The organism is Mumia sp. ZJ1417 (assembly GCF_014127285.1).
GTDB lineage: Bacteria > Actinomycetota > Actinomycetes > Propionibacteriales > Nocardioidaceae > Mumia.
In genome coordinates this window covers 3,577,004-3,594,873 of record NZ_CP059901.1, presented here as the reverse complement: position 1 = coordinate 3,594,873, position 17,870 = coordinate 3,577,004, and the positions used below count along the sequence as shown (strand labels likewise).

Below are 17,870 nucleotides of genomic sequence, written 5' to 3'. Positions count from 1 at the left end.
GGGGTCAGGCCCCGGGGTCGGCGCGGTGTCGCGTACGACGGTGCTCGCCGGCAAGGTGCTCCTCGCAGAGCTTGACGAGCTGCTTGTAGCCCTTTGGGCCCATCAGAGCAGTGAGCTCGTCGGCGTTGCTCACGTAGACGGGCTCGAGGCCGACATGCGCCTCGGTGTTGGACGAGCAGTACCAGTCGAGGTCGTGACCGCCCGGCCCCCAGCCGGCCCGGGTGTACTCGCCGATCGCGACCTCTGTGTACGAGGTGCCGTCGCCGCGCTCGACCTCGCGGAACTGGCGGCGGATCGGCAGCTGCCAGCACACGTCCGGCTTGACCGCGACCGGCGACTCGCCGTGGTCGAGGGCCCACTTGTGCAGGGCGCACCCGACGCCGCCGGCGAAGCCCTCACGGTTGTGGAAGATGCATGCGCCCTCGTAAGCGCGGGTCTTGAGCTCGCCGTCCTCGTCGCGCTCGGTCCAGCCGTGCTTGCGCCCCTCCTTGCGGTGCTGCCAGTCCTCGGGGCCGAGCTTCTCGACGTACGGGGCGACCCGCTCGTAGTCCGCCTCGTCGGCGAAGTGCGCACCGAGCGTGCAGCAGCCGACGTCGGGCGCGGAGGCGTAGATCCCGCGGCACCCGTTGCCGAAGATGCAGGCCCAGCGGGACGTGAGCCAGGTGAGATCGCAGCGGAACACCTGGTCGTCGTCGGCGGGGTCCGGGAACTCTGCCCACGTACGGGGGAAGTCGAGCATCACCTCGGGCACGCCTCCACCATAGAACGGATCGCCACATGTGGTCGGTACGCTCGATGTCATGCGCATCGGAGTGCTCGACATCGGCTCGAACACGGGTCACCTGCTCGTGGTCGACGCCTATCGTGGCGCTCCGCCGTTGCCCGCGTTCACCTACAAGGAGCCGCTGCGGCTCGCGGAGCACCTCGACGACGACGGCGCTGTCGACCCGCGCGGGGTCAAGGCGCTGGTGCGGTTCGTGGACGAGGCGCGTGCCGTCGCCTCCGAGAAGGGGTGCTCGGAGGTCATCGCGTTCGCGACGTCGGCGCTGCGTGACGCGGTCAACGCCGACGCGGTGCTCGCGAAGGTCGAGTCCCAGACCGGGGTGCGCCTCGACGTGCTGCCCGGAGACGAGGAGGCGCGGCTGACGTTCCTGGCTGTACGGCGCTGGTTCGGCTGGTCGTCGGGTCGCCTGGGCGTCTTCGACATCGGCGGCGGCTCGCTCGAGATCGCGACCGGGCGCGACGAGACTCCCGACGTCTGCACCTCGCTGCCTCTGGGCGCGGGGCGGCTGACGCGCGAGTGGTTCCCTGACGGGGTCCCCAGCGACGCCCAGTACGACGCCCTGCGGCTGTTCGTCCGCCAGCAGATCGCCGACTCGGTCGGGGCACTGCGCAGGGGTGGCGGGTTCGACCACGTGGTCGCGACCAGCAAGACCTTCCGGTCGCTGGCACGGCTGTCCGGTGCCGCGCCGTCGGAGGCCGGGCCGTACGTCAAGAGGTCGCTGCGCCACGACCTCGTCGTCGCGCACCTCGAGGAGCTGCGCACCATGTCGGTGACCGAGATCGCCGAGCAGCCGGGGGTCTCGCCGAACCGTGCCCACCAGATGGTGGCCGGTGCGATCGTCGCCGACGCGGTGATGGACCTGTTCGAGCTCCCCGAGCTCGAGATGTGTCCGTGGGCGCTGCGCGAGGGCGTCCTGCTCGAGCGCCACGACCACATGTGAGACACCGCGTAACCTGGAGCAGTGACAGACCCTGTGCCGCCTGTCTCCGTGCCGTCCGCACGGGTGACGCTCTCGACCTCGTCGGTCTATCCCGAGTCGACGGAGGTCGGCTTCGAGATCGCCAAGCGGCTCGGCTACGACGGGGTCGAGGTGATGGTCGGGACGGACGCGACGAGCGCCGACATCGACGCGATCGTCGGGTTGCAGGAGTACCACGAGATCCCCGTCCTCTCCGTCCACGCGCCGTGCCTGCTCATCACGCAGCGCGTCTGGGGGACCGACCACTGGGTCAAGCTCGAGAAGAGCGCGGAGATGGCACGTGCCTGCGGAGCCGGGCTCGTCGTCGTCCACCCACCCTTCCGCTGGCAGCGCGACTACGCGCGCGCGTTCGAGGAGGGTGTGGCCAAGCTGGAGGACAGCACGGGCGTCGTCTTCGCCGTCGAGAACATGTACCCCTGGCGCACCGGCAAGCGGGAGTTCCAGGCGTACGCCCCGGGCTGGGACCCGGTGGTGCTCGGCTACGAGCACGTGACGCTCGACGTCTCCCACTGTGCGACGTCGGGCACCGACCCGCTCGAGATGGCCTCCGACCTCGGACGTCGGTTGGCGCACGTCCACCTCGGTGACGGGACCGGCTCGGCCCGCGACGAGCACTTGGTCCCCGGACGTGGGCACCAGCCCGTCGGCGAGCTGCTCGGCCTGCTCGCCGAGCACGAGTACGCCGGCGACGTCGCCGTCGAGGTGACCACCCGCAAGGCCGCCGACCGCCTCGAGCGCGAGGCCGATCTCGCGGAGGCGCTTGCTTTCACGAGGCTCCATCTGGCCTCTGCGGTCGCCTCGCACGATCTTTGATCGATGCATTTCGGCCCGTCGCGGACCAGTTCCGGTCGTACGCTTCGCCCATGGCGGGAAGGCGGCCGGGCACACCGGACACTCGCGGCGAGATCGTCGCCGCAGCGCGAGCAGAGCTCGCGCAGCGCGGGTACGACGGTACGTCGATCCGCGCCGTGGCTCGCCGGGCCCGTGTCGACCCGGCTCTCGTCCACCACTACTTCAAGGACAAGCAGCGGCTCGTCGCTGCGGCGCTCCAGCTCCCGCACGCCATGAGCGAGGCGATGGAGCCGGTGCTCGAGGCCCCGTACGAGGAGGTCGGCCGCACCTTCGTTCGTGTCCTGCTGACCTCGTGGGACGACCCCGTCAACCGGGAGGCCGTGGTTGCTGCCGCCCGCAGCGGCCTGGGCAGCGCGGAGCAGGGCGAACTCACCCGTGACTTCGTCCTGAAGGGGCAGATCGCCGCCTTGGTCGAGCGCCACTGCCCGGAGGCCCCGCCGCTGACGTCCGCGCTGCTGGTGTCGCAGATGGTGGGCCTGCTGACGGCACGCTACCTGCTGGCGGTCGAGCCGCTGGCCTCGATGCCGGTCGAGGAGATCGTCGAGGTGGTCGCACCGACAGTGCAGGGCTACCTGGCGCTGCGCTCGTCCGAAGGGGCCGCCGCCACATGACGGACCGGTCGCCGGCCGGACGGAACGACGCCGTGACGGTCGACGGCCTCCGCGTCGTCCGCCAGGGTCGCGAGGTCCTCGCTGACCTTTCGTGCACGGTGCCGGTGGGGACGGTGACGGGGCTGCTGGGGCCGTCGGGCTCGGGCAAGTCCACACTCATGCGATCCGTGGTGGGGGTGCAGACGGTCGACGGCGGCGAGGTCCGCGTCTTGGGCGAGCCTGCAGGGTCCCCGTCGTTGCGCGACCGCGTCGGCTACATGACGCAGAGCCCGAGCGTGTACGGAGGCATCACGGTCGCCGACAACCTGCGCTTCTTCGCGCGGGTCCTGGGGGCCCGTACGGGCGAGGTCGACCGCGTGCTCGACCTAGTCGACCTGACCCGGTACGCCAGCACGCGTGTCGACCGGCTGTCCGGCGGCGAGCGCAGTCGCGTCTCGCTCGCGGCCGCACTGCTCGGATCGCCGCGGCTGCTCGTGCTCGACGAGCCGACGGTGGGCCTCGACCCCGTGCTGCGCGTGCGGTTGTGGGACCTGTTCGCGCGCCTCGCCGCCGACGGCATCTCGTTGCTCGTCTCCAGCCACGTGATGGACGAGGCGCAGCGCTGCGACGGCCTGCTCCTGCTCCGCGACGGGGCCTTGCTCGCCCAGGGCACTCCGGCCGGTCTGCTGCGGCGTACCGGCACGTCCGACGTCGAGGCGGCGTTCCTCGCCCTCGTCGCCGAGAAAGCGGGGTGAGGCGCGATGAACGGCCGCGTCACGGCTGCCGTCACCGTGCGGGTGCTCACCCAGCTCCGCCACGACCGCCGCACGATGGCGCTGATGCTGGTGGTTCCGTGCGTCCTCATGACGCTGCTGTGGTGGGTCTACTCCGACGCCGGGGCGCTGTTCGACGGGATCGGCCCGCAGCTGCTCGGGATCTTCGGTTTCGTCGTGATGTTCCTCGTGACCTCGGTGACGACGCTGGGGGAGCGGACCTCGGGCACGTTGGAGCGCCTGTTCACGCTGCCGATGGCCAAGCTCGACTTCCTCGTCGGGTACGCCTTGGCGTTCGCGGTGGTCGCCCTGGTGCAGGGCGCGCTGGTCGCCGGGCTCTCGGTGTGGCTGCTCGGGCTCGACGTCGCCGGAGGCATGGGGCGGCTGGTCGGGGTCGCGGTGCTCTCCGGCCTGCTGGGGACGGCACTGGGCCTGGCCGTCTCGGCGTTCGCAGCGACGGAGTTCCAGGCCGTGCAGTTCATGCCCGCGTTCGTGCTACCGCAGCTGCTGGTGTGCGGGCTGCTGGTGCCGACCGACCAGCTCCCCGACGTGCTGGAGTGGGTCTCGTACGTGACCCCGCTGACGTACGCGGTGGATGCGGCGTCGCAGGTCGCGGCGCACGCCGACTGGACGAGCGACCTCACCGTCGACGTGCTCGTGCTGGTCGGATTCGTGGTTGCCGCACTGCTGCTCGGCTCGGCGACGCTGCGCCGTCGTACGCCCTGACGCCCGACCGGCACAGGCGGCCGTCCCTCTATCCTCGGATCATGAGCACAGTTGCAGTGGTCGGTGCCGGTGCGATGGGAGAGGCGATCGTCGCCGGGATGCTCGCGCGGGGGTGGCAGCCCGCCGATCTCGTGCTGGCGGTGCGACGGCCGGAGCACGCCGAGGCGCTGCGGGAGTCGTACGGCGTCGAGGTGACCGATGCCGTCACAGCGGCAGCGAAGGCCGACGTGGTGCTCGTCGGCGTCAAGCCGTACGACGTGCACGGGGTCCTCATGCAGATCGGGCCCCGCCTGCGGCCCGATGCACTGGTCGTCTCGCTCGCCGTCGGACTCACGACGGCGCATCTGGAGTCCGCCCTGCCTGAGGGGACGTCGGTCGCCCGGGTCATGCCCAACACGCCGTCGCAGATCGGCGCCGGAGTCTCCGTCATCTCGGCGGGCGCGTCCTGCGACGACGCGCAGCTGGGCGTCGTCGACGACATCATGAGCGCCGTCGGCACCGTGGTCCGGGTGCCCGAGCAGCTCCAGGACGCTGCAGGAGCGGTCTCCGGGTCCGGTCCGGCGTACGTCTTCTTGGCGATCGAGGCGCTGATCGAGGCCGGCGTCCACCTGGGGCTGCCTCGTACGACCTCGACGCAGCTCGCCATGCAGACGTTCGTCGGTGCGTCGCGACTGGCTGCCGAGACCGGTGAGCACCCCGCCGTGCTGCGCGAGTGCGTCACCTCTCCTGGGGGGACGACCGCGGCGGCGCTCGGCGAGCTCGAGGCCCGCGGGATCCGGGCTGCCTTCCTCGCCGCCACGAGGGCCGCTCGCGACCGGTCGGCCGAGATCGGCGGCTGACGGCGGCCGTCGGGGGACACCGACACGGAGAGACCTGTCTCACACGCCAGGGCTACGCTGGGTGGCATGGATCAGGGACCCGGGAGCGCCTGCGTCGTCTGTGACGATCGCCTGACCGGCTACAACTTCGGGCCCACGCACCCGATGGCGCCGATCCGGGTCGACCTCGCGATGGATCTGGCCACCGAGCTCGGCGTGATCGGCGACGGCCTGCAGAAGGTGGGCGCCGAAGCCGCCTCCGACGAGCTGCTGGCGACCGTGCACACGCCGCGCTACATCGAGGCGGTCCGTGCGGTGAGCGCCGACCCCTCGCGCCCCGACCCTTCGGTCGGCATCGGGACGGACGACAACCCGGCCTTCGCCGACATGCATGCCGCCAGCGCGTTGATCGTCGGCGCGTCCGTCGAGGCCGCGCGGCGGGTGTGGACCGGCGACAGCCTGCACGCACTCAACGTCTGCGGGGGCTTGCACCACGCGATGCCCGACCGGGCGAGCGGATTCTGCATCTACAACGACGTCGCGGTCGCGATCCGCTGGCTGCTCGACCACGGTGCGCAGCGGGTCGCATACGTCGACGTCGACGCCCATCACGGCGACGGCGTCCAGGCGGTCTTCTACGACGACCCCCGGGTCCTCACGGTCTCCCTGCACGAGACACCGCAGACCTTGTTCCCGGGGACGGGCCTGGCCTCCGAGATCGGGGCCGGCGACGCCGAGGGCACCTCGGTCAACGTCGCCCTGCCGCCGGGCACCTCCGACGCCGGCTGGCTGCGGGCCTTTCACGCCGTCGTCCCCCAGGTCGTCCGCGAGTTCAAGCCCGACGTGCTCGTCACCCAGCAAGGCTGCGACTCCCACATGGACGACCCGCTCACCAACCTCATGCTCAGCGTCGACGGCCAGCGCGCGTCGTACCTCGCGCTGCACGACCTCGCCCAGGAGGTCTGCGAAGGGCGCTGGGTGGCGTACGGAGGGGGCGGCTACGTCGTCCTCGACGTCGTGCCGCGGGCCTGGGCGCACCTCATGGCAATCGTCGCGGGGCGCCCGATCGACCCTGAGACCCTCACGCCGGAGGCGTGGCGGCGCCGCGTCGTGGAGATCAAGGGCGGCGGCAGCGCGCCTCTGCGGATGACCGACGGGCGCTCGACGTCGTACCGGGACTGGTCTTCGGGCTACGACCCCGCGAGCTGGCTCGACCGGCAGATCCTCGCCACCCGCAACGAGGTATTTCCGTTCTGGGGCCTCGACCCGATGCCCTGATCTTCTCTCTGCAGGCAGGGGCGTTTGGCGCTCCTGCCCGCAGTGCCCGTACCCTTGGCTGGTCTGCCCCACGCCCGGGGCATGCGTCAGATACAGAGAAGGTGAACCGTGGGTTCTGTCATCAAGAAGCGCCGCAAGCGGATGTCCAAGAAGAAGCACCGCAAGCTTCTCAAGCGCACGCGCGTCCAGCGTCGCAAGCTCGGCAAGTAGCCCTCGGCGCACCGCGATGGGCCGCGTCGTCCTGGTGACCGGCGTCGCGCGCGATCTCGGCTCGAGGCTCGCGCGCCGCCTCGTCGTCACGCCCGGCGTGGACAAGGTGGTCGGGCTGGACGTCTCGCCGCCGAGCGGCGACATGCACGGGATCAAATACGTGCGCGCCGACATCCGCACGCCCGTCGTCGGCAAGGTCCTTGCCGTCGAGGACGTCGACACCGTGGTGCACATGAACGTCGCTCCTCCGCAGCGCCAGCTCGGCTCGCGCAGTGCGGTCAAGGAGATCAACGTCATCGGCACGATGCAGCTGCTCGCCGCGTGCCAGAACTCGCGGACCGTCGAGCGGCTCGTCGTGCAGTCGTCGACGGCTGTGTACGGCACGTCGGCGCGCAACCCGGCGATGTTCACCGAGCAGATGGCGGCGCGCTCCGGCATCGCCGTCGGTTTCCCGAAGGATGCGGTCGACGTCGAGGCGTACGTCCGGGGTTTCGGGCGGCGCCGCCCCGACGTGGCCGTGTCGACCTTTCGGCTGAGCAACGTGCTCGCGGCCGACGTCTTGTCGCCGTTCGGCGAGTACCTCAAGCTGCCGGTCCTCCCGGCGATGCTGGGGTACGACCCGCGTCTGCAGTTCCTCCATCCGTACGACGCGCTCAACGTGCTGGCCCTCGCGGCGACCGGTGACGTCACGGGCAGCTACAACGTCGTCGGGCCGGGGGTGCTCACGCTGAGCCAGATGGCCCGCAGACTCGGGCGCCCGCTGCTGCGACTGCCGTCGGTCGGCTTCAACGGCGTCACCGAGCGCGTGGTGCGGCTGATGAGCTCCGACTTCACGCCCGAGCTGACGAGGTTGTTCATGTACGGCCGGGTGGTCGACGGCAGCAAGCTGGAGCGTGAGCTCCAGTACGAGGTCCTCTACTCCACTCCGCAGACCCTGGACGCGTTCGCCGAGGCGATCGATCCGGGGCTCTTCTCGGCGCTGGGAGGCGCGCGTGGCTGACGTGCCGAAGGACGACGCCCCCCTCGGGACGCGTGGACGCCCAGGGCGAGGGACGGGCAAGGCGACCCCGTCCTCGGCCGCCCGGTCGCTGGCTGGCCCCGCGAAGAAGACGGCCGCCAAGAAGACGGCCGCGAAGAAGACCGCCGCGAAGAAGACCGCCGCCGCGAAGCCGGCGAAGAAGACCACCGAGGCCGCCGGTTCCCCGGTCGAACCCGAAACGTCCGCCGTCCAGATCGCGCCGAAGGTCGATGTGCCGCCGATCGGGAGCCCGGTCGAGCTCATCTCGGTGACGCCGCAGGAGATGCCGTCGCCGCCCGAGTCCCCGGAGCCGCCCGAGCCGGAGCCGGTCGCGCCACGCCTCGAGCTGATCCGCAACGACGGCGAGGACGACGACGCGGACGCGTCGACCCCCCCTACCGGCATCCCGCTCTCCGACTGGGTGAGCGCGCTGACAGAAGGGGCGCAGAGCGTTCTCGGCGAGGACTGGGAGTCCAAGGCAGCGCAGCTCCTCGCGCAGCTGCGCCGACGCCTGACCGGCGACTACGAGATCGACAGCTTCGGTCTCGACCCGCAGCTGCACGCGATCGGGATGGCCGCACTCCGTCCGATCGCCGAGAAGTGGTTCCGGATCGAGGTGCGCGGCGCGGAGCGCATACCGTCCGACGGCGGTGCCCTCGTCGTCGCCAACCACTCCGGCACGATCCCGGTCGACGCCGCGATGACCACGCTCGTCGTGAACGACCACGCGCACCGTACGTTGCGGCTGCTCGGGGCCGACCTCGTCTTCACCCTCCCGTTCGTCGGTGAGCTCGCACGCAAGATGGGAGCCACCCTGGCCTGCAGCGAGGACGCTGAGCGGCTCCTCGCCGAGGGGCACATCGTCGCGGTGTGGCCCGAGGGGTTCAAGGGCGTCGGCAAGCCTTACAGCGAGCGCTACAAGCTGCAGCGCTTCGGCCGCGGCGGCTTCGTGTCGGCCGCGATGCGTGCGGGTGTGCCGATCGTCCCGGTCTCGATCGTCGGGGCCGAGGAGATCTATCCGCTCGTCGGCAACGTGCCGTCGCTGGCGCGGCTGCTCGGGCTGCCGTACATGCCGATCACGCCGTTCTTCCCGTGGCTCGGCCCGCTCGGGATGATCCCGCTGCCGAGCAAGTGGATCATCGAGTTCGGGGACCCGATCCGTACCGACGCCTATCCGCCTGAGGCGGCCGACGACCCGATGCTTGTCTTCAACGTGACCGACCAGGTGCGCGAGACGATCCAGCAGACGCTGTACGCCCTCCTCGTCGACCGCGGCCACCCCTTCATCTGACGCGGGTTAGTGGCGGCGGGCGCGGGCCGCTCCGAGGGCGGCGCCGGTGACGGCCCCCGCGATCGCGGCGCCGACGAGCCCGGCCTTCGCCGCGCGACGCCCCGTGCGGAAGTCGCGGATCATCCAGCCCTCGCGCCTCGCGTGGTCGCGCAGGTGCGCGTCGGGATTGACGGCGCAGGGGTGGCCGACGAGCGAGAGCATGGGCAGGTCGTTGAAGGAGTCGGAGTATGCCGAGCAGCGATCGAGGTCGAGGCCTTCGTCGCGGGTGAGCGCGAGGATCGCGTCCGCCTTGGCGGGGCCGTGAAGCATGTCGCCGACCAGCCGACCGGTGTAGACGCCGTCGACGGACTCCGCCACCGTGCCGAGCGCGCCGGTCAGCCCGAGGCGGCGCGCGATGATGCGGGCGATCTCGACCGGCGCCGCGGTGACCAGCCAGACGCGCTGCCCGTCGTCGAGATGCCGCTGCGCGAGCGCGCGCGTCCCCGGCCAGATCCGGCTCGCCATCGTCTCGTCGAAGATCTCGTCGCCGACCTCCTCGAGCTCGCTGACGCGGTGGCCGGCGATGAACGCCAGCGCCGACGCGCGCGCGGAATCGACATGCTCAGGGTCCTCGACACCCGCGTAGCGGAAGTATGCCTGTTTCCAGGCGGCGCTGGCGATCTCGCGGGTCGTGAAGAACCGACGCTTGTAGAGCCCGCGGGCGAGGTGGAACAGCGACGCGCCCTGCATGATCGTGTTGTCCACGTCGAAGAACGCGGCTGCCTCGAGATCGGGGGGCACGGCCAGCGTCGACTCGACCTCGGCCGCAGCCGCAGCCGCCTCGCCGGCGAGCATCGAGCGGGCTCGCAGGTTGCGAGGCGGTCGGTACCCGTTCGCGTCCACGGCAAGAGCCTACCGATCGCGTGACCGCGGCAGGCGATCGTGGCTGTGTCAGACTCGTCGCCATGACGGTGAACGTCGCGGAGCTCGCGGGCCGGCAGGCGATGGCCGACCCTCACGGCACAGCATTCGTGGAGGGGTACGGCGCGGAGCGCGCCCTGACCTGGGCGGCCTTCGACGACCAGGTCTCGCGCGTCGCGGCCTGGTTCTCCGGGCAGGGGCTCGTTGCCGGGCAGCGTGTCGCGCTCGTGCTCGGCAACCGCCTCGAGCTGCCCGTCACGTACTTTGCTGCGCTCCGCCTCGGCCTGATCGTGGTCCCGGCGAACCCTCGTGCGCCTCGCGACGAGGTCACCGCGCTGTGCGCCACCACGGGTGTCCGGCTCGTCGTCTGCGAAGCCGAGTGGGCTGACGCGTTCGCCCGGGCCGGGCTGCCGACCGTCGTCACAGGCCACGAGGCCCCGCAGGCTCCCGTACGACCGTTCTCCGAGCTCCTCCAGGTCACGCCCGGCCCCAACGGACTCCCGCCGGCGCCGCCGGATCCCGAGACCACAGCGCTGCTGATGGCGACCTCGGGCACCTCGACCGACCAGCGCGTCGTGATCCTCAGCCATCGCGCCCTGCTGGCCAACATGGAGCAGGTCGCGGCCATCGAGCCCGCACCCGTGCGGCCCGACGACGTCGTCGTGATCATGCTTCCGCTCTTCCACGTCTTCGCGCTCAACGCCGTGCTCGGGCAGGCCGTGCGTCAGGGTGCCTGCAGCGTGCTCGTCGACCGGTTCCACGTCGAGGGGACCCTCGAGGTGGTCGTACGCCACGGGGTGACCGTGGTGCCCCTCGCCCCTCCGGTCGTCGCCGCCTGGTGCGGCCGGCCGGGCGTCCAGGCGGCGCTCGCCGGCGTCCGGCTCCTGCTCAGCGGCGCGGCGCCGATCGAGGCCGATCTCGTCGAGGAGTTCGGCGTGACCTCGGGCCATCCGCTCCAGCAGGGGTACGGCCTCACCGAAGCGGCGCCGGTCGTCACGACCACGCTCGGGCGGCCGCGCGACAAGCCCACGTCGGTCGGTGCTCCGGTCGCGGGTCTCGAGCTCCGCCTGGTCGACAAGGACGGCGCCGATGCCGAGCTCGGTGACCCGGGGGAGATCTGGTTGCGTGGCCCCAACCTGCTCAGCGGGTTCTGGCCCGACGGGTCGGGAGGGCCGCAGGACGACGGCTGGTTCGCCACCGGCGACGTCGGCATCCTCGATGCCGACGGCGATCTGATGCTCGTCGACCGCCTCCGCGATCTCGTCATCGTGTCCGGCTTCAACGTCTTCCCGCGGGAGGTGGAGGAGGTCCTCGCCGACGCGCCCGGCGTGGCGGAGGTGGCCGTCGTGGGTGTCGAGGACCGTGAAACCGGCGAGGCCGTACGGGCGTACGTGGTCGCCTCGCACCCCGACGCCGACGCCGACGAGCTCGCCGCTTCTGCGCTCGAGCACGCCCAGGGCCGCCTGGCCCGGTTCAAGGTTCCTCGTGAGATCGTGGTCGTGGACTCGCTGCCGCACACGACGACCGGCGAGATCTCCAAGAGCCGCCTTCGGGCGGCCGAGGCGCGACGAGGAGTGCTGGGGCTGCAGTGAGCACGGACCCGACAGAGAGCCGGTCAACCGACACGGCACGAGTGGTCGTCTACTCCAAGCCGGGCTGTCACCTGTGCGAGGACGCGGTCGCGCTGGTCGGCCAGGTGTGCGCCGACCTCGGGGTCACGTGGCGCGAGGTCGACATCAGCGGCGACGCCGAGCTGATGCACGTCTATGGCGAGCAGATCCCAGTGACGTTCGTCGACGGACGTCAGCACGACTTCTGGCGGGTCGACCCGACGCGCCTGCGCACGGCCCTCACCGCCTGAGCAGCGAGGACGTGACCCGTCTCACGGTGTCTGGAGCCCGTCCTCGATTTTGTTCTCACGTTCACAAGCTCTTACAGTGGAGCAGCCGGTGTTCACCGGTGTTAACCCGCCGGCAACATTCCGGACCCCCTCCCGCGGTGCCAGGAGCGATGTGAACCAGCTGCGAGCGCAGGCCAACGGCCGGCCCGTCTCGGGAATCCCTGAGGCGACGGTCGCGCGGCTCCCGGTCTATCTGCGCGCACTCACCGGTCTTGGTGAGACCGGACTCCGGACGGTGTCGTCCGAACAGCTGGCCGCGGCAGCGGGAGTCAACTCGGCCAAGCTCCGCAAGGACTTGTCTTATCTGGGATCTTATGGCACCCGCGGTGTCGGCTATGACGTGGAGTACCTCCGCTACCAGATCGCGCGCGAGATCGGCGTCAACCAGGACTGGGCCGTCGTCATCATCGGCATCGGCAACCTGGGTCAGGCGCTGTCCAACTACGGCGGGTTCCGCTCACGCGGCTTCCGCATCGTCGCGCTGGTCGACGGCGACCGCAGCCGCGTCGGTGAGGTCCACGGCGACCTCCCGATCCAGCACACCGACGAGCTCGACCGTCTCGTCACCGAGCACGCATGCTCGATCGGCGTGATCGCGACCCCGGGTGACGCCGCGCAAGAGGTCGCCGACCGTCTCGTCGCCGCAGGTGTGACGAGCATCCTCAACTTCGCCCCGGCGGTCCTCGCCGTCCCCGAGGGTGTCGACGTCCGCAAGGTCGACCTGTCGATCGAGCTCCAGATCCTCGCGTACCACGAGCAGCGCAAGCGGGCCCCCGGTGTGGAGGTCGAGGCATGAGCGTCCTCGTCGTCGGCGTCTCGCACCGTAGCGCGCCGGTCTCCGTGCTGGAGCAGGTGGCTCTCGATGGTGAAGAGATCGCCAAGGTCGCCCAGGACGCGCTCGAGGCGAGCCACGTCAGCGAGTCGCTGGTCGTATCCACCTGCAACCGCGTCGAGATCTACGTCGAGGCCGAGCGCTTCCACGGGTCCGTCGAGGACATCTCCGACCTGCTCGTCGAGCGCTCGGGGCTGACCCGCAACGACCTGCTCCGCCACATCTACGTCCACTACGACGACGCTGCCGTCGCCCATCTGTTCTCCGTCGCCGCCGGGCTCGACTCGATGGTCGTCGGCGAGAGCCAGATCCTCGGCCAGGTCCGTACGGCGCTCCAGCGGGGCCAGGACGACGCGACCGTCGGTCCCGCGCTCAACGTGCTCTTCCAGCAGGCGCTGCGCATCGCCAAGCGCGGCCACGCCGAGACCGAGATCGACCGCGCAGGGCCGTCGCTCGTGGCCGCGTCCCTCGAGCTGGTCGCCAAGGCCGGCCACCGCCTGGAGGACATGCGTGTCCTCGTCGTCGGCGCCGGTGCGATGGCGTCCCTCGCTGCGGCCACTGCGGCACGACGTGGCGTGGCGAGTGTGAGCATCGCCAACCGGACCCACGCGAGCGCCGAACGGCTCGCGCTCAGCATCGGCGCCACCGCGGTGCCGTGGACGGAGCTCGACGACGCGCTGGGCGTCGCCGACCTCGTGATCTCATGCACCGGCGCGACCGGCACGGTGATCGGCGCCGACCAGGTGCGCCGCGCGACCACGGGCCGTGCAGCCCCGTACGTGATGATCGATCTCGCGCTCCCGCGTGACCTCGACGACGACGTCGCCGGCCTGCCCGGTGTCATGGTGCTCGGTCTCGCGGCGCTGCAGGAGATGCTCGCCGACGAGAAGGGCACCGCCGACATCGATGCCGTCCGCGACATCGTCTCGAGCGAGGTGGCGGCGTTCCTTTCGGCGCGGCACGCGGCCAAGGTGACCCCGACCGTGGTGGCACTGCGGTCGATGGCGACCGGTGTCGTGGAGTCCGAGCTCGCGCGGCTCGAAGGACGTCTGCGCGACGTCGATCCCGAGGTGGTCGCCGAGCTGCGTCAGACCGTGCGCCGCGTCGCCGACAAGCTGCTCCACCAGCCGACCGTACGGATCAAGGAGATGGCCGGCCGTCCGGACGCCCTGACCTACGCGAACGCCCTTGCCGACCTCTTCGCGCTCGACCCCGCGTCGATCGAGGCCGTCAGCTCGGTCGACAAGCCGCTCTCGAGCGGAGGTGGTCAGGCATGACCCTCCGTGTCGGTACGAGGGCGAGCGCACTGGCGACGACGCAGTCGGCGCAGGTCGCCGAGCGCCTCAGCGAGCTCACCGGCGTCGAGACCACGCTGGTGACGATCTCGACAGAGGGCGACCGCAACAGCAGGCCGCTGACCGACTTCGGCGGTCAGGGCGTGTTCGTGTCGGCGCTGCGCGATGCGTTGCTCGCCGGCGAGGTCGACGTCGCCGTCCACTCCCTGAAGGACCTTCCGACCGCACCCGCCGAGGGCATCGCGCTGGCTGCGGTGCCGCCGCGGGTCGATCCCCGCGACGCCGTCGTGGCGCGTGACGGTCTGACGCTCGGCGAGCTCCCGCCCGGTTCCCGGATCGGGACCGGCTCCCCGCGGCGCGCCGCCCAGCTCAACGCGCTGGGCCTCGGCGTCGAGGTGGTCGGCCTTCGCGGCAACGTCGACACGCGGATCGGCAAGGTCCGCAACGGCGAGCTGGACGCGGTCGTGCTGGCCGCCGCCGGTTTGCGTCGCCTTGGCAGGATCGAGGAGGCGACCGAGCTCCTCGACCCGCTGCAAGTTCTCCCCGCACCCGGGCAGGGTGCACTGGCGTGCGAGTGCCGTGCCGACGACAGCGAGGTCGTCGCCCTGCTCGCCCACCTCGACGACGACGCGACCCGCGCCGCCGTCACCGCAGAGCGCAGCCTGCTCGCCTCCTTGGAGGCGGGATGCTCGGCCCCCGTGGGGGCGTGGGCCGAGGTCGTCGACGACGACGGCACCCCCCAGCTGTGGCTCCGCGCCTTCGTCGGAGATCCCTCCGGCGCACCGTCCATCCGACTGTCCGCGACCGGATCCGTCCAGGACCCGGTCGGGATCGGCGAACGTCTCGCTGCCGAGATGCTCGCCGAGGGCGCCGACTCGCTGATGCGAGCCGTGGCCCCATGAAGACACACCCCCGTGAGTCAGTCCCCCTGAGGCAGACGAGGAATGAGAACCGTGAGCACCTCCACCGCCACCCGTAAGCGCAAGGCGAGCGAGCCCGAGCAGGCCGCGCCTGCTGGCAGTGCTGCCGACGACGCGACGGCCCCGGACGCCGTGACGCGTCCCGTCGGCCACGTGAGCTTCGTCGGGGCAGGACCGGGTGACGCCGACCTCCTCACGCTCCGCGCGAAGGAGCTGATCGACGCCGCCGATGTCGTGATCATCGAGTCCCCGGAGCAGGCGGCACTCGTGCCCGAGGGCGCAGAGGTCGTCGACGGCGGTCACGGCGAGGACGGCGGGGTGCTGACCCCGTCGGCACGCGGCCGTCTGGTCGTGAAGCACGCCAAGGGTGGCAAGAACGTCGTACGGCTCCTCGTGGGCGACCCGTTCACCTTTGCGACGGGCCCCGAAGAGGCCCAGGCCTGCAACAAGGCGAACATCTCCTTCGAGATCGTTCCCGGCGTCTCGTCGGCGTCGGCCGTCCCGGCGTACGCCGGTGTCCCGCTGACGAGCCGCTCGCACCGCGAGGTCGCCATCGTCCGCATGGGCGAGACCAAGATCGACTGGGCCCCGTACGCCGGTGACCAGACCGTCGTCATCCTCAGCGCCGTCAACACGATCAAGGACGTCGCGAACGGCCTCATGGAGGCCGGTCGTGCCCCCGAGACCCCCGTCGCGATGACGCGGGTCGGGACGACCACCGAGCAGTCGACGCTGGTCTCGACGCTCGAGAAGGTCGCTGCCGACGCCAAGGCCGCCAAGATGGCGCCTCCTGCGGTCACGGTGGTCGGCGACGTCGTCAACCTGCGCGACACGCTGTCGTGGTTCGAGACCAAGCCGCTGTTCGGCTGGCGCGTCCTGGTGCCCCGCACCAAGGAGCAGGCCGCGACCCTCGCCAACCGTCTGCGCAGCTATGGCGCGGTCTCCGAGGAGGTCCCCACGATCTCCGTCGAGCCCCCGCGCAACCCGCAGCAGATGGACAAGGCCGTGCGCGGCCTCGTCGAGGGCCGGTACGAGTGGGTCGCGTTCACCAGCGTGAACGCCGTCAAGGCCGTCCGCGAGAAGTTCGACGAGTACGGTCTGGACGCGCGCGCGTTCTCCGGCCTCAAGGTCGCCGCGGTCGGTGAGAAGACCGCCGAGGCGATTGCCGCCTGGGGCATCCGCCCGGACCTGGTCCCCAGCGGGGAGCAGTCGGCGCGGGGTCTGCTCGAGGACTGGCCGCCGTACGACGCGCTGCTCGACCCGATCAACCGGGTCTTCCTCCCGCGTGCCGACATCGCGACGGAGGCGCTCGTCGCCGGTCTGGTCGAGCTCGGCTGGGAGGTCGACGACGTGACGGCTTACCGCACCGTGCGCGCCGCGCCGCCGCCGGCGCCGACCCGCGAGGCGATCAAGTCCGGCAAGTTCGACGCGGTGGTCTTCACCTCGAGCTCGACGGTCCGCAACCTCGTGGGCATCGCCGGCAAGCCGCACGCCACGACCGTGATCGCCTGCATCGGCCCGGCGACCGCGCAGACCGCCGAGGAGCACGGCCTGCGGGTCGACGTGGTCGCGCCGTCGCCGTCCGCGGAGGTCCTCGCCGACGCGCTCGCGGACTTCGGCGCGAAGCGTCGTCGGACGATGATCGACGCGGGTGACCCGGTCACCAAGCCGTCGCAGCGCACCAAGGGCTCGCGCCGCCGGAGCTGATGATGGTCTCGCGCGACGGTGCCTTCCCCGACGTCCGGCCCCGACGTCTCCGCACCACTGCGGCCATGCGCCGGATGGTGTCGGAGACGTCGGTGGAGCCGCGCCAGCTCGTGCTGCCGATGTTCGTCGCCGAGGGGCTCGCGCAGCCGCGCGAGATCTCGAGCATGCCGGGCGTCGTCCAGCACACGCGTGACTCGGCGCGCAAGGCCGTCGTCGAGGCGGCCGAGCTCGGTCTCGGGGGCGTCATGCTCTTCGGGGTGCCGGAGCGCAAGGACGCGACCGGCTCCGGCGCAGTCGCCGACGACGGCATCCTCAACGTCGCGATCCGTGACGTCCGCGAGGAGGTCGGCGACGCGCTGGTCGTGATGTCGGACCTGTGCCTCGACGAGTTCACGGATCATGGCCACTGCGGCGTCCTGACCGCCGACGGACGGGTGGACAACGATGCGACGCTCGCGATCTACGCCGAGATGGCGCTCGCCCAGGCGCGTGCAGGGGCTCACCTGCTGGGCCCCAGCGGCATGATGGACGGCCAGGTCGGTGTCATCCGCCGGGCGCTGGACCAGGCGGGCCTCACCGACACGGGGGTGCTGGCGTACGCGGCCAAGTACGCGTCGGCGTTCTACGGCCCCTTCCGCGAGGCGGTGTCGTCGTCGCTGGAGGGTGATCGCCGGACGTACCAGCAGGATCCGGCCAACGGCCGCGAGGCGTTGCGAGAGGTGGCGCTCGACATCGCCGAGGGCGCCGACATCGTCATGGTGAAGCCGGCGATGGGCTTCCTCGACGTGGTGGCCTCGGTCCGCGCCGCGGTCGACGTGCCCGTGGCGGCCTACAACATCTCGGGCGAGTACGCGATGGTCGAGGCCGCCGCCGCCAAGGGCTGGATCGACCGGGATGCCGCGATCGCCGAGACCCTGCTCTCGATCCGGCGCGCGGGCGCCGACATCGTGCTGACCTACTGGGCGAGCGAGTACGCCGCCCGCCTCGCGCGCTGAGG

At 71.2% G+C, this 17,870-nt stretch carries 19 protein-coding genes; 17 read left to right on the top strand and 2 right to left on the bottom strand.

The window, feature by feature from the left end:
- Nucleotides 1-4: 4 nt before the first annotated feature.
- Nucleotides 5-751 carry a DUF3109 family protein gene (locus H4N58_RS17425; RefSeq protein ID WP_167251509.1) on the bottom strand — a complete coding sequence of 249 codons (747 nt, stop codon included), beginning with the start codon at nt 749-751 and terminating at the stop codon, nt 5-7.
- Nucleotides 752-800: 49 nt separating this feature from the next.
- Between H4N58_RS17425 and H4N58_RS17420 the strand changes: the two genes are divergently transcribed.
- The 10 genes from H4N58_RS17420 (at nt 801) to H4N58_RS17375 (ending at nt 9,319) form a co-directional block, all read left to right on the top strand.
- On the top strand, nt 801-1,724 hold the full coding sequence (locus H4N58_RS17420) for a Ppx/GppA phosphatase family protein (protein WP_167006102.1): 924 nt from the start codon (nt 801-803) through the stop codon (nt 1,722-1,724).
- A 21-nt stretch (nt 1,725-1,745) separates the two neighbouring features.
- On the top strand, nt 1,746-2,576 hold the full coding sequence (locus tag H4N58_RS17415) for a sugar phosphate isomerase/epimerase (RefSeq protein WP_167006099.1): 831 nt from the start codon (nt 1,746-1,748) through the stop codon (nt 2,574-2,576).
- 50 nt (nt 2,577-2,626) lie between these two features.
- The gene (locus H4N58_RS17410; protein ID WP_167251511.1) at nt 2,627-3,226 is read left to right on the top strand and encodes a TetR family transcriptional regulator; all 600 of its coding nucleotides are present in this window, start codon (nt 2,627-2,629) and stop codon (nt 3,224-3,226) included.
- Entirely contained in the window at nt 3,223-3,960 is a 738-nt protein-coding gene (locus H4N58_RS17405; RefSeq protein ID WP_167006093.1) for an ABC transporter ATP-binding protein, read from the top strand. The genes H4N58_RS17410 and H4N58_RS17405 overlap by 4 nt, the downstream gene beginning before the upstream one ends.
- A 6-nt stretch (nt 3,961-3,966) precedes the next feature.
- Complete coding sequence (locus H4N58_RS17400) at nt 3,967-4,704, top strand: ABC transporter permease (RefSeq protein WP_167251512.1); 738 nt, start codon at nt 3,967-3,969, stop codon at nt 4,702-4,704.
- Nucleotides 4,705-4,745: 41 nt separating this feature from the next.
- Nucleotides 4,746-5,543, top strand: coding sequence for a pyrroline-5-carboxylate reductase (gene proC / locus H4N58_RS17395; protein WP_167251514.1), 798 nt, complete (start codon nt 4,746-4,748; stop codon nt 5,541-5,543).
- A gap of 66 nt (nt 5,544-5,609) precedes the next feature.
- On the top strand, nt 5,610-6,800 hold the full coding sequence (locus H4N58_RS17390) for an acetoin utilization protein AcuC (protein ID WP_167251516.1): 1,191 nt from the start codon (nt 5,610-5,612) through the stop codon (nt 6,798-6,800).
- A gap of 108 nt (nt 6,801-6,908) precedes the next feature.
- Complete coding sequence (locus H4N58_RS17385; RefSeq protein WP_100414870.1) at nt 6,909-7,010, top strand: 30S ribosomal protein bS22; 102 nt, start codon at nt 6,909-6,911, stop codon at nt 7,008-7,010.
- 16 nt (nt 7,011-7,026) lie between these two features.
- Complete coding sequence (locus H4N58_RS17380; protein ID WP_167006082.1) at nt 7,027-8,010, top strand: NAD-dependent epimerase/dehydratase family protein; 984 nt, start codon at nt 7,027-7,029, stop codon at nt 8,008-8,010.
- Nucleotides 8,003-9,319 carry a lysophospholipid acyltransferase family protein gene (locus H4N58_RS17375; protein ID WP_243845144.1) on the top strand — a complete coding sequence of 439 codons (1,317 nt, stop codon included), beginning with the start codon at nt 8,003-8,005 and terminating at the stop codon, nt 9,317-9,319. The genes H4N58_RS17380 and H4N58_RS17375 overlap by 8 nt, the downstream gene beginning before the upstream one ends.
- 6 nt (nt 9,320-9,325) lie before the next feature.
- Here the strand turns inward: H4N58_RS17375 and H4N58_RS17370 are convergent, their stop codons facing one another.
- Nucleotides 9,326-10,153 (bottom strand): HAD family phosphatase, encoded by an 828-nt coding sequence (locus tag H4N58_RS17370; protein ID WP_167007162.1) that lies wholly within the window; start codon nt 10,151-10,153, stop codon nt 9,326-9,328.
- A 110-nt stretch (nt 10,154-10,263) separates the two neighbouring features.
- Between H4N58_RS17370 and H4N58_RS17365 the strand changes: the two genes are divergently transcribed.
- The 7 genes from H4N58_RS17365 (at nt 10,264) to hemB (ending at nt 17,868) form a co-directional block, all read left to right on the top strand.
- On the top strand, nt 10,264-11,811 hold the full coding sequence (locus H4N58_RS17365; RefSeq protein ID WP_167006078.1) for an AMP-binding protein: 1,548 nt from the start codon (nt 10,264-10,266) through the stop codon (nt 11,809-11,811).
- 41 nt (nt 11,812-11,852) lie between these two features.
- Nucleotides 11,853-12,080, top strand: a complete 228-nt coding sequence (locus H4N58_RS17360) for a glutaredoxin family protein (RefSeq protein WP_167006073.1) — start codon at nt 11,853-11,855, stop codon at nt 12,078-12,080.
- 151 nt (nt 12,081-12,231) lie between these two features.
- Complete coding sequence (locus H4N58_RS17355) at nt 12,232-12,915, top strand: redox-sensing transcriptional repressor Rex (protein WP_167006070.1); 684 nt, start codon at nt 12,232-12,234, stop codon at nt 12,913-12,915.
- On the top strand, nt 12,912-14,228 hold the full coding sequence (locus tag H4N58_RS17350) for a glutamyl-tRNA reductase (protein ID WP_167251518.1): 1,317 nt from the start codon (nt 12,912-12,914) through the stop codon (nt 14,226-14,228). Before H4N58_RS17355 ends, H4N58_RS17350 begins: the two co-directional genes overlap by 4 nt.
- The gene (hemC, locus tag H4N58_RS17345; RefSeq protein ID WP_167251520.1) at nt 14,225-15,148 is read left to right on the top strand and encodes a hydroxymethylbilane synthase; all 924 of its coding nucleotides are present in this window, start codon (nt 14,225-14,227) and stop codon (nt 15,146-15,148) included. The genes H4N58_RS17350 and hemC overlap by 4 nt, the downstream gene beginning before the upstream one ends.
- 42 nt (nt 15,149-15,190) lie before the next feature.
- The gene (gene cobA / locus H4N58_RS17340) at nt 15,191-16,873 is read left to right on the top strand and encodes a uroporphyrinogen-III C-methyltransferase (protein WP_167006061.1); all 1,683 of its coding nucleotides are present in this window, start codon (nt 15,191-15,193) and stop codon (nt 16,871-16,873) included.
- 2 nt (nt 16,874-16,875) lie between these two features.
- Nucleotides 16,876-17,868, top strand: a complete 993-nt coding sequence (gene hemB / locus H4N58_RS17335) for a porphobilinogen synthase (RefSeq protein ID WP_167251522.1) — start codon at nt 16,876-16,878, stop codon at nt 17,866-17,868.
- Nucleotides 17,869-17,870: the final 2 nt, after the last annotated feature.

Coding starts and splice junctions, on each gene's coding strand:
- H4N58_RS17420 (WP_167006102.1), top strand. CDS start 801: ATGCGCATCGGAGTGCTCGACATCGGCTCGAACACGGGTCACCTGCTC.
- H4N58_RS17410 (WP_167251511.1), top strand. CDS start 2,627: ATGGCGGGAAGGCGGCCGGGCACACCGGACACTCGCGGCGAGATCGTC.
- H4N58_RS17405 (WP_167006093.1), top strand. CDS start 3,223: ATGACGGACCGGTCGCCGGCCGGACGGAACGACGCCGTGACGGTCGAC.
- H4N58_RS17400 (WP_167251512.1), top strand. CDS start 3,967: ATGAACGGCCGCGTCACGGCTGCCGTCACCGTGCGGGTGCTCACCCAG.
- proC (WP_167251514.1), top strand. CDS start 4,746: ATGAGCACAGTTGCAGTGGTCGGTGCCGGTGCGATGGGAGAGGCGATC.
- H4N58_RS17390 (WP_167251516.1), top strand. CDS start 5,610: ATGGATCAGGGACCCGGGAGCGCCTGCGTCGTCTGTGACGATCGCCTG.
- H4N58_RS17380 (WP_167006082.1), top strand. CDS start 7,027: ATGGGCCGCGTCGTCCTGGTGACCGGCGTCGCGCGCGATCTCGGCTCG.
- H4N58_RS17370 (WP_167007162.1), bottom strand. CDS start 10,153: ATGCTCGCCGGCGAGGCGGCTGCGGCTGCGGCCGAGGTCGAGTCGACG.
- H4N58_RS17365 (WP_167006078.1), top strand. CDS start 10,264: ATGACGGTGAACGTCGCGGAGCTCGCGGGCCGGCAGGCGATGGCCGAC.
- H4N58_RS17350 (WP_167251518.1), top strand. CDS start 12,912: ATGAGCGTCCTCGTCGTCGGCGTCTCGCACCGTAGCGCGCCGGTCTCC.
- hemC (WP_167251520.1), top strand. CDS start 14,225: ATGACCCTCCGTGTCGGTACGAGGGCGAGCGCACTGGCGACGACGCAG.
- cobA (WP_167006061.1), top strand. CDS start 15,191: ATGAGAACCGTGAGCACCTCCACCGCCACCCGTAAGCGCAAGGCGAGC.
- hemB (WP_167251522.1), top strand. CDS start 16,876: ATGGTCTCGCGCGACGGTGCCTTCCCCGACGTCCGGCCCCGACGTCTC.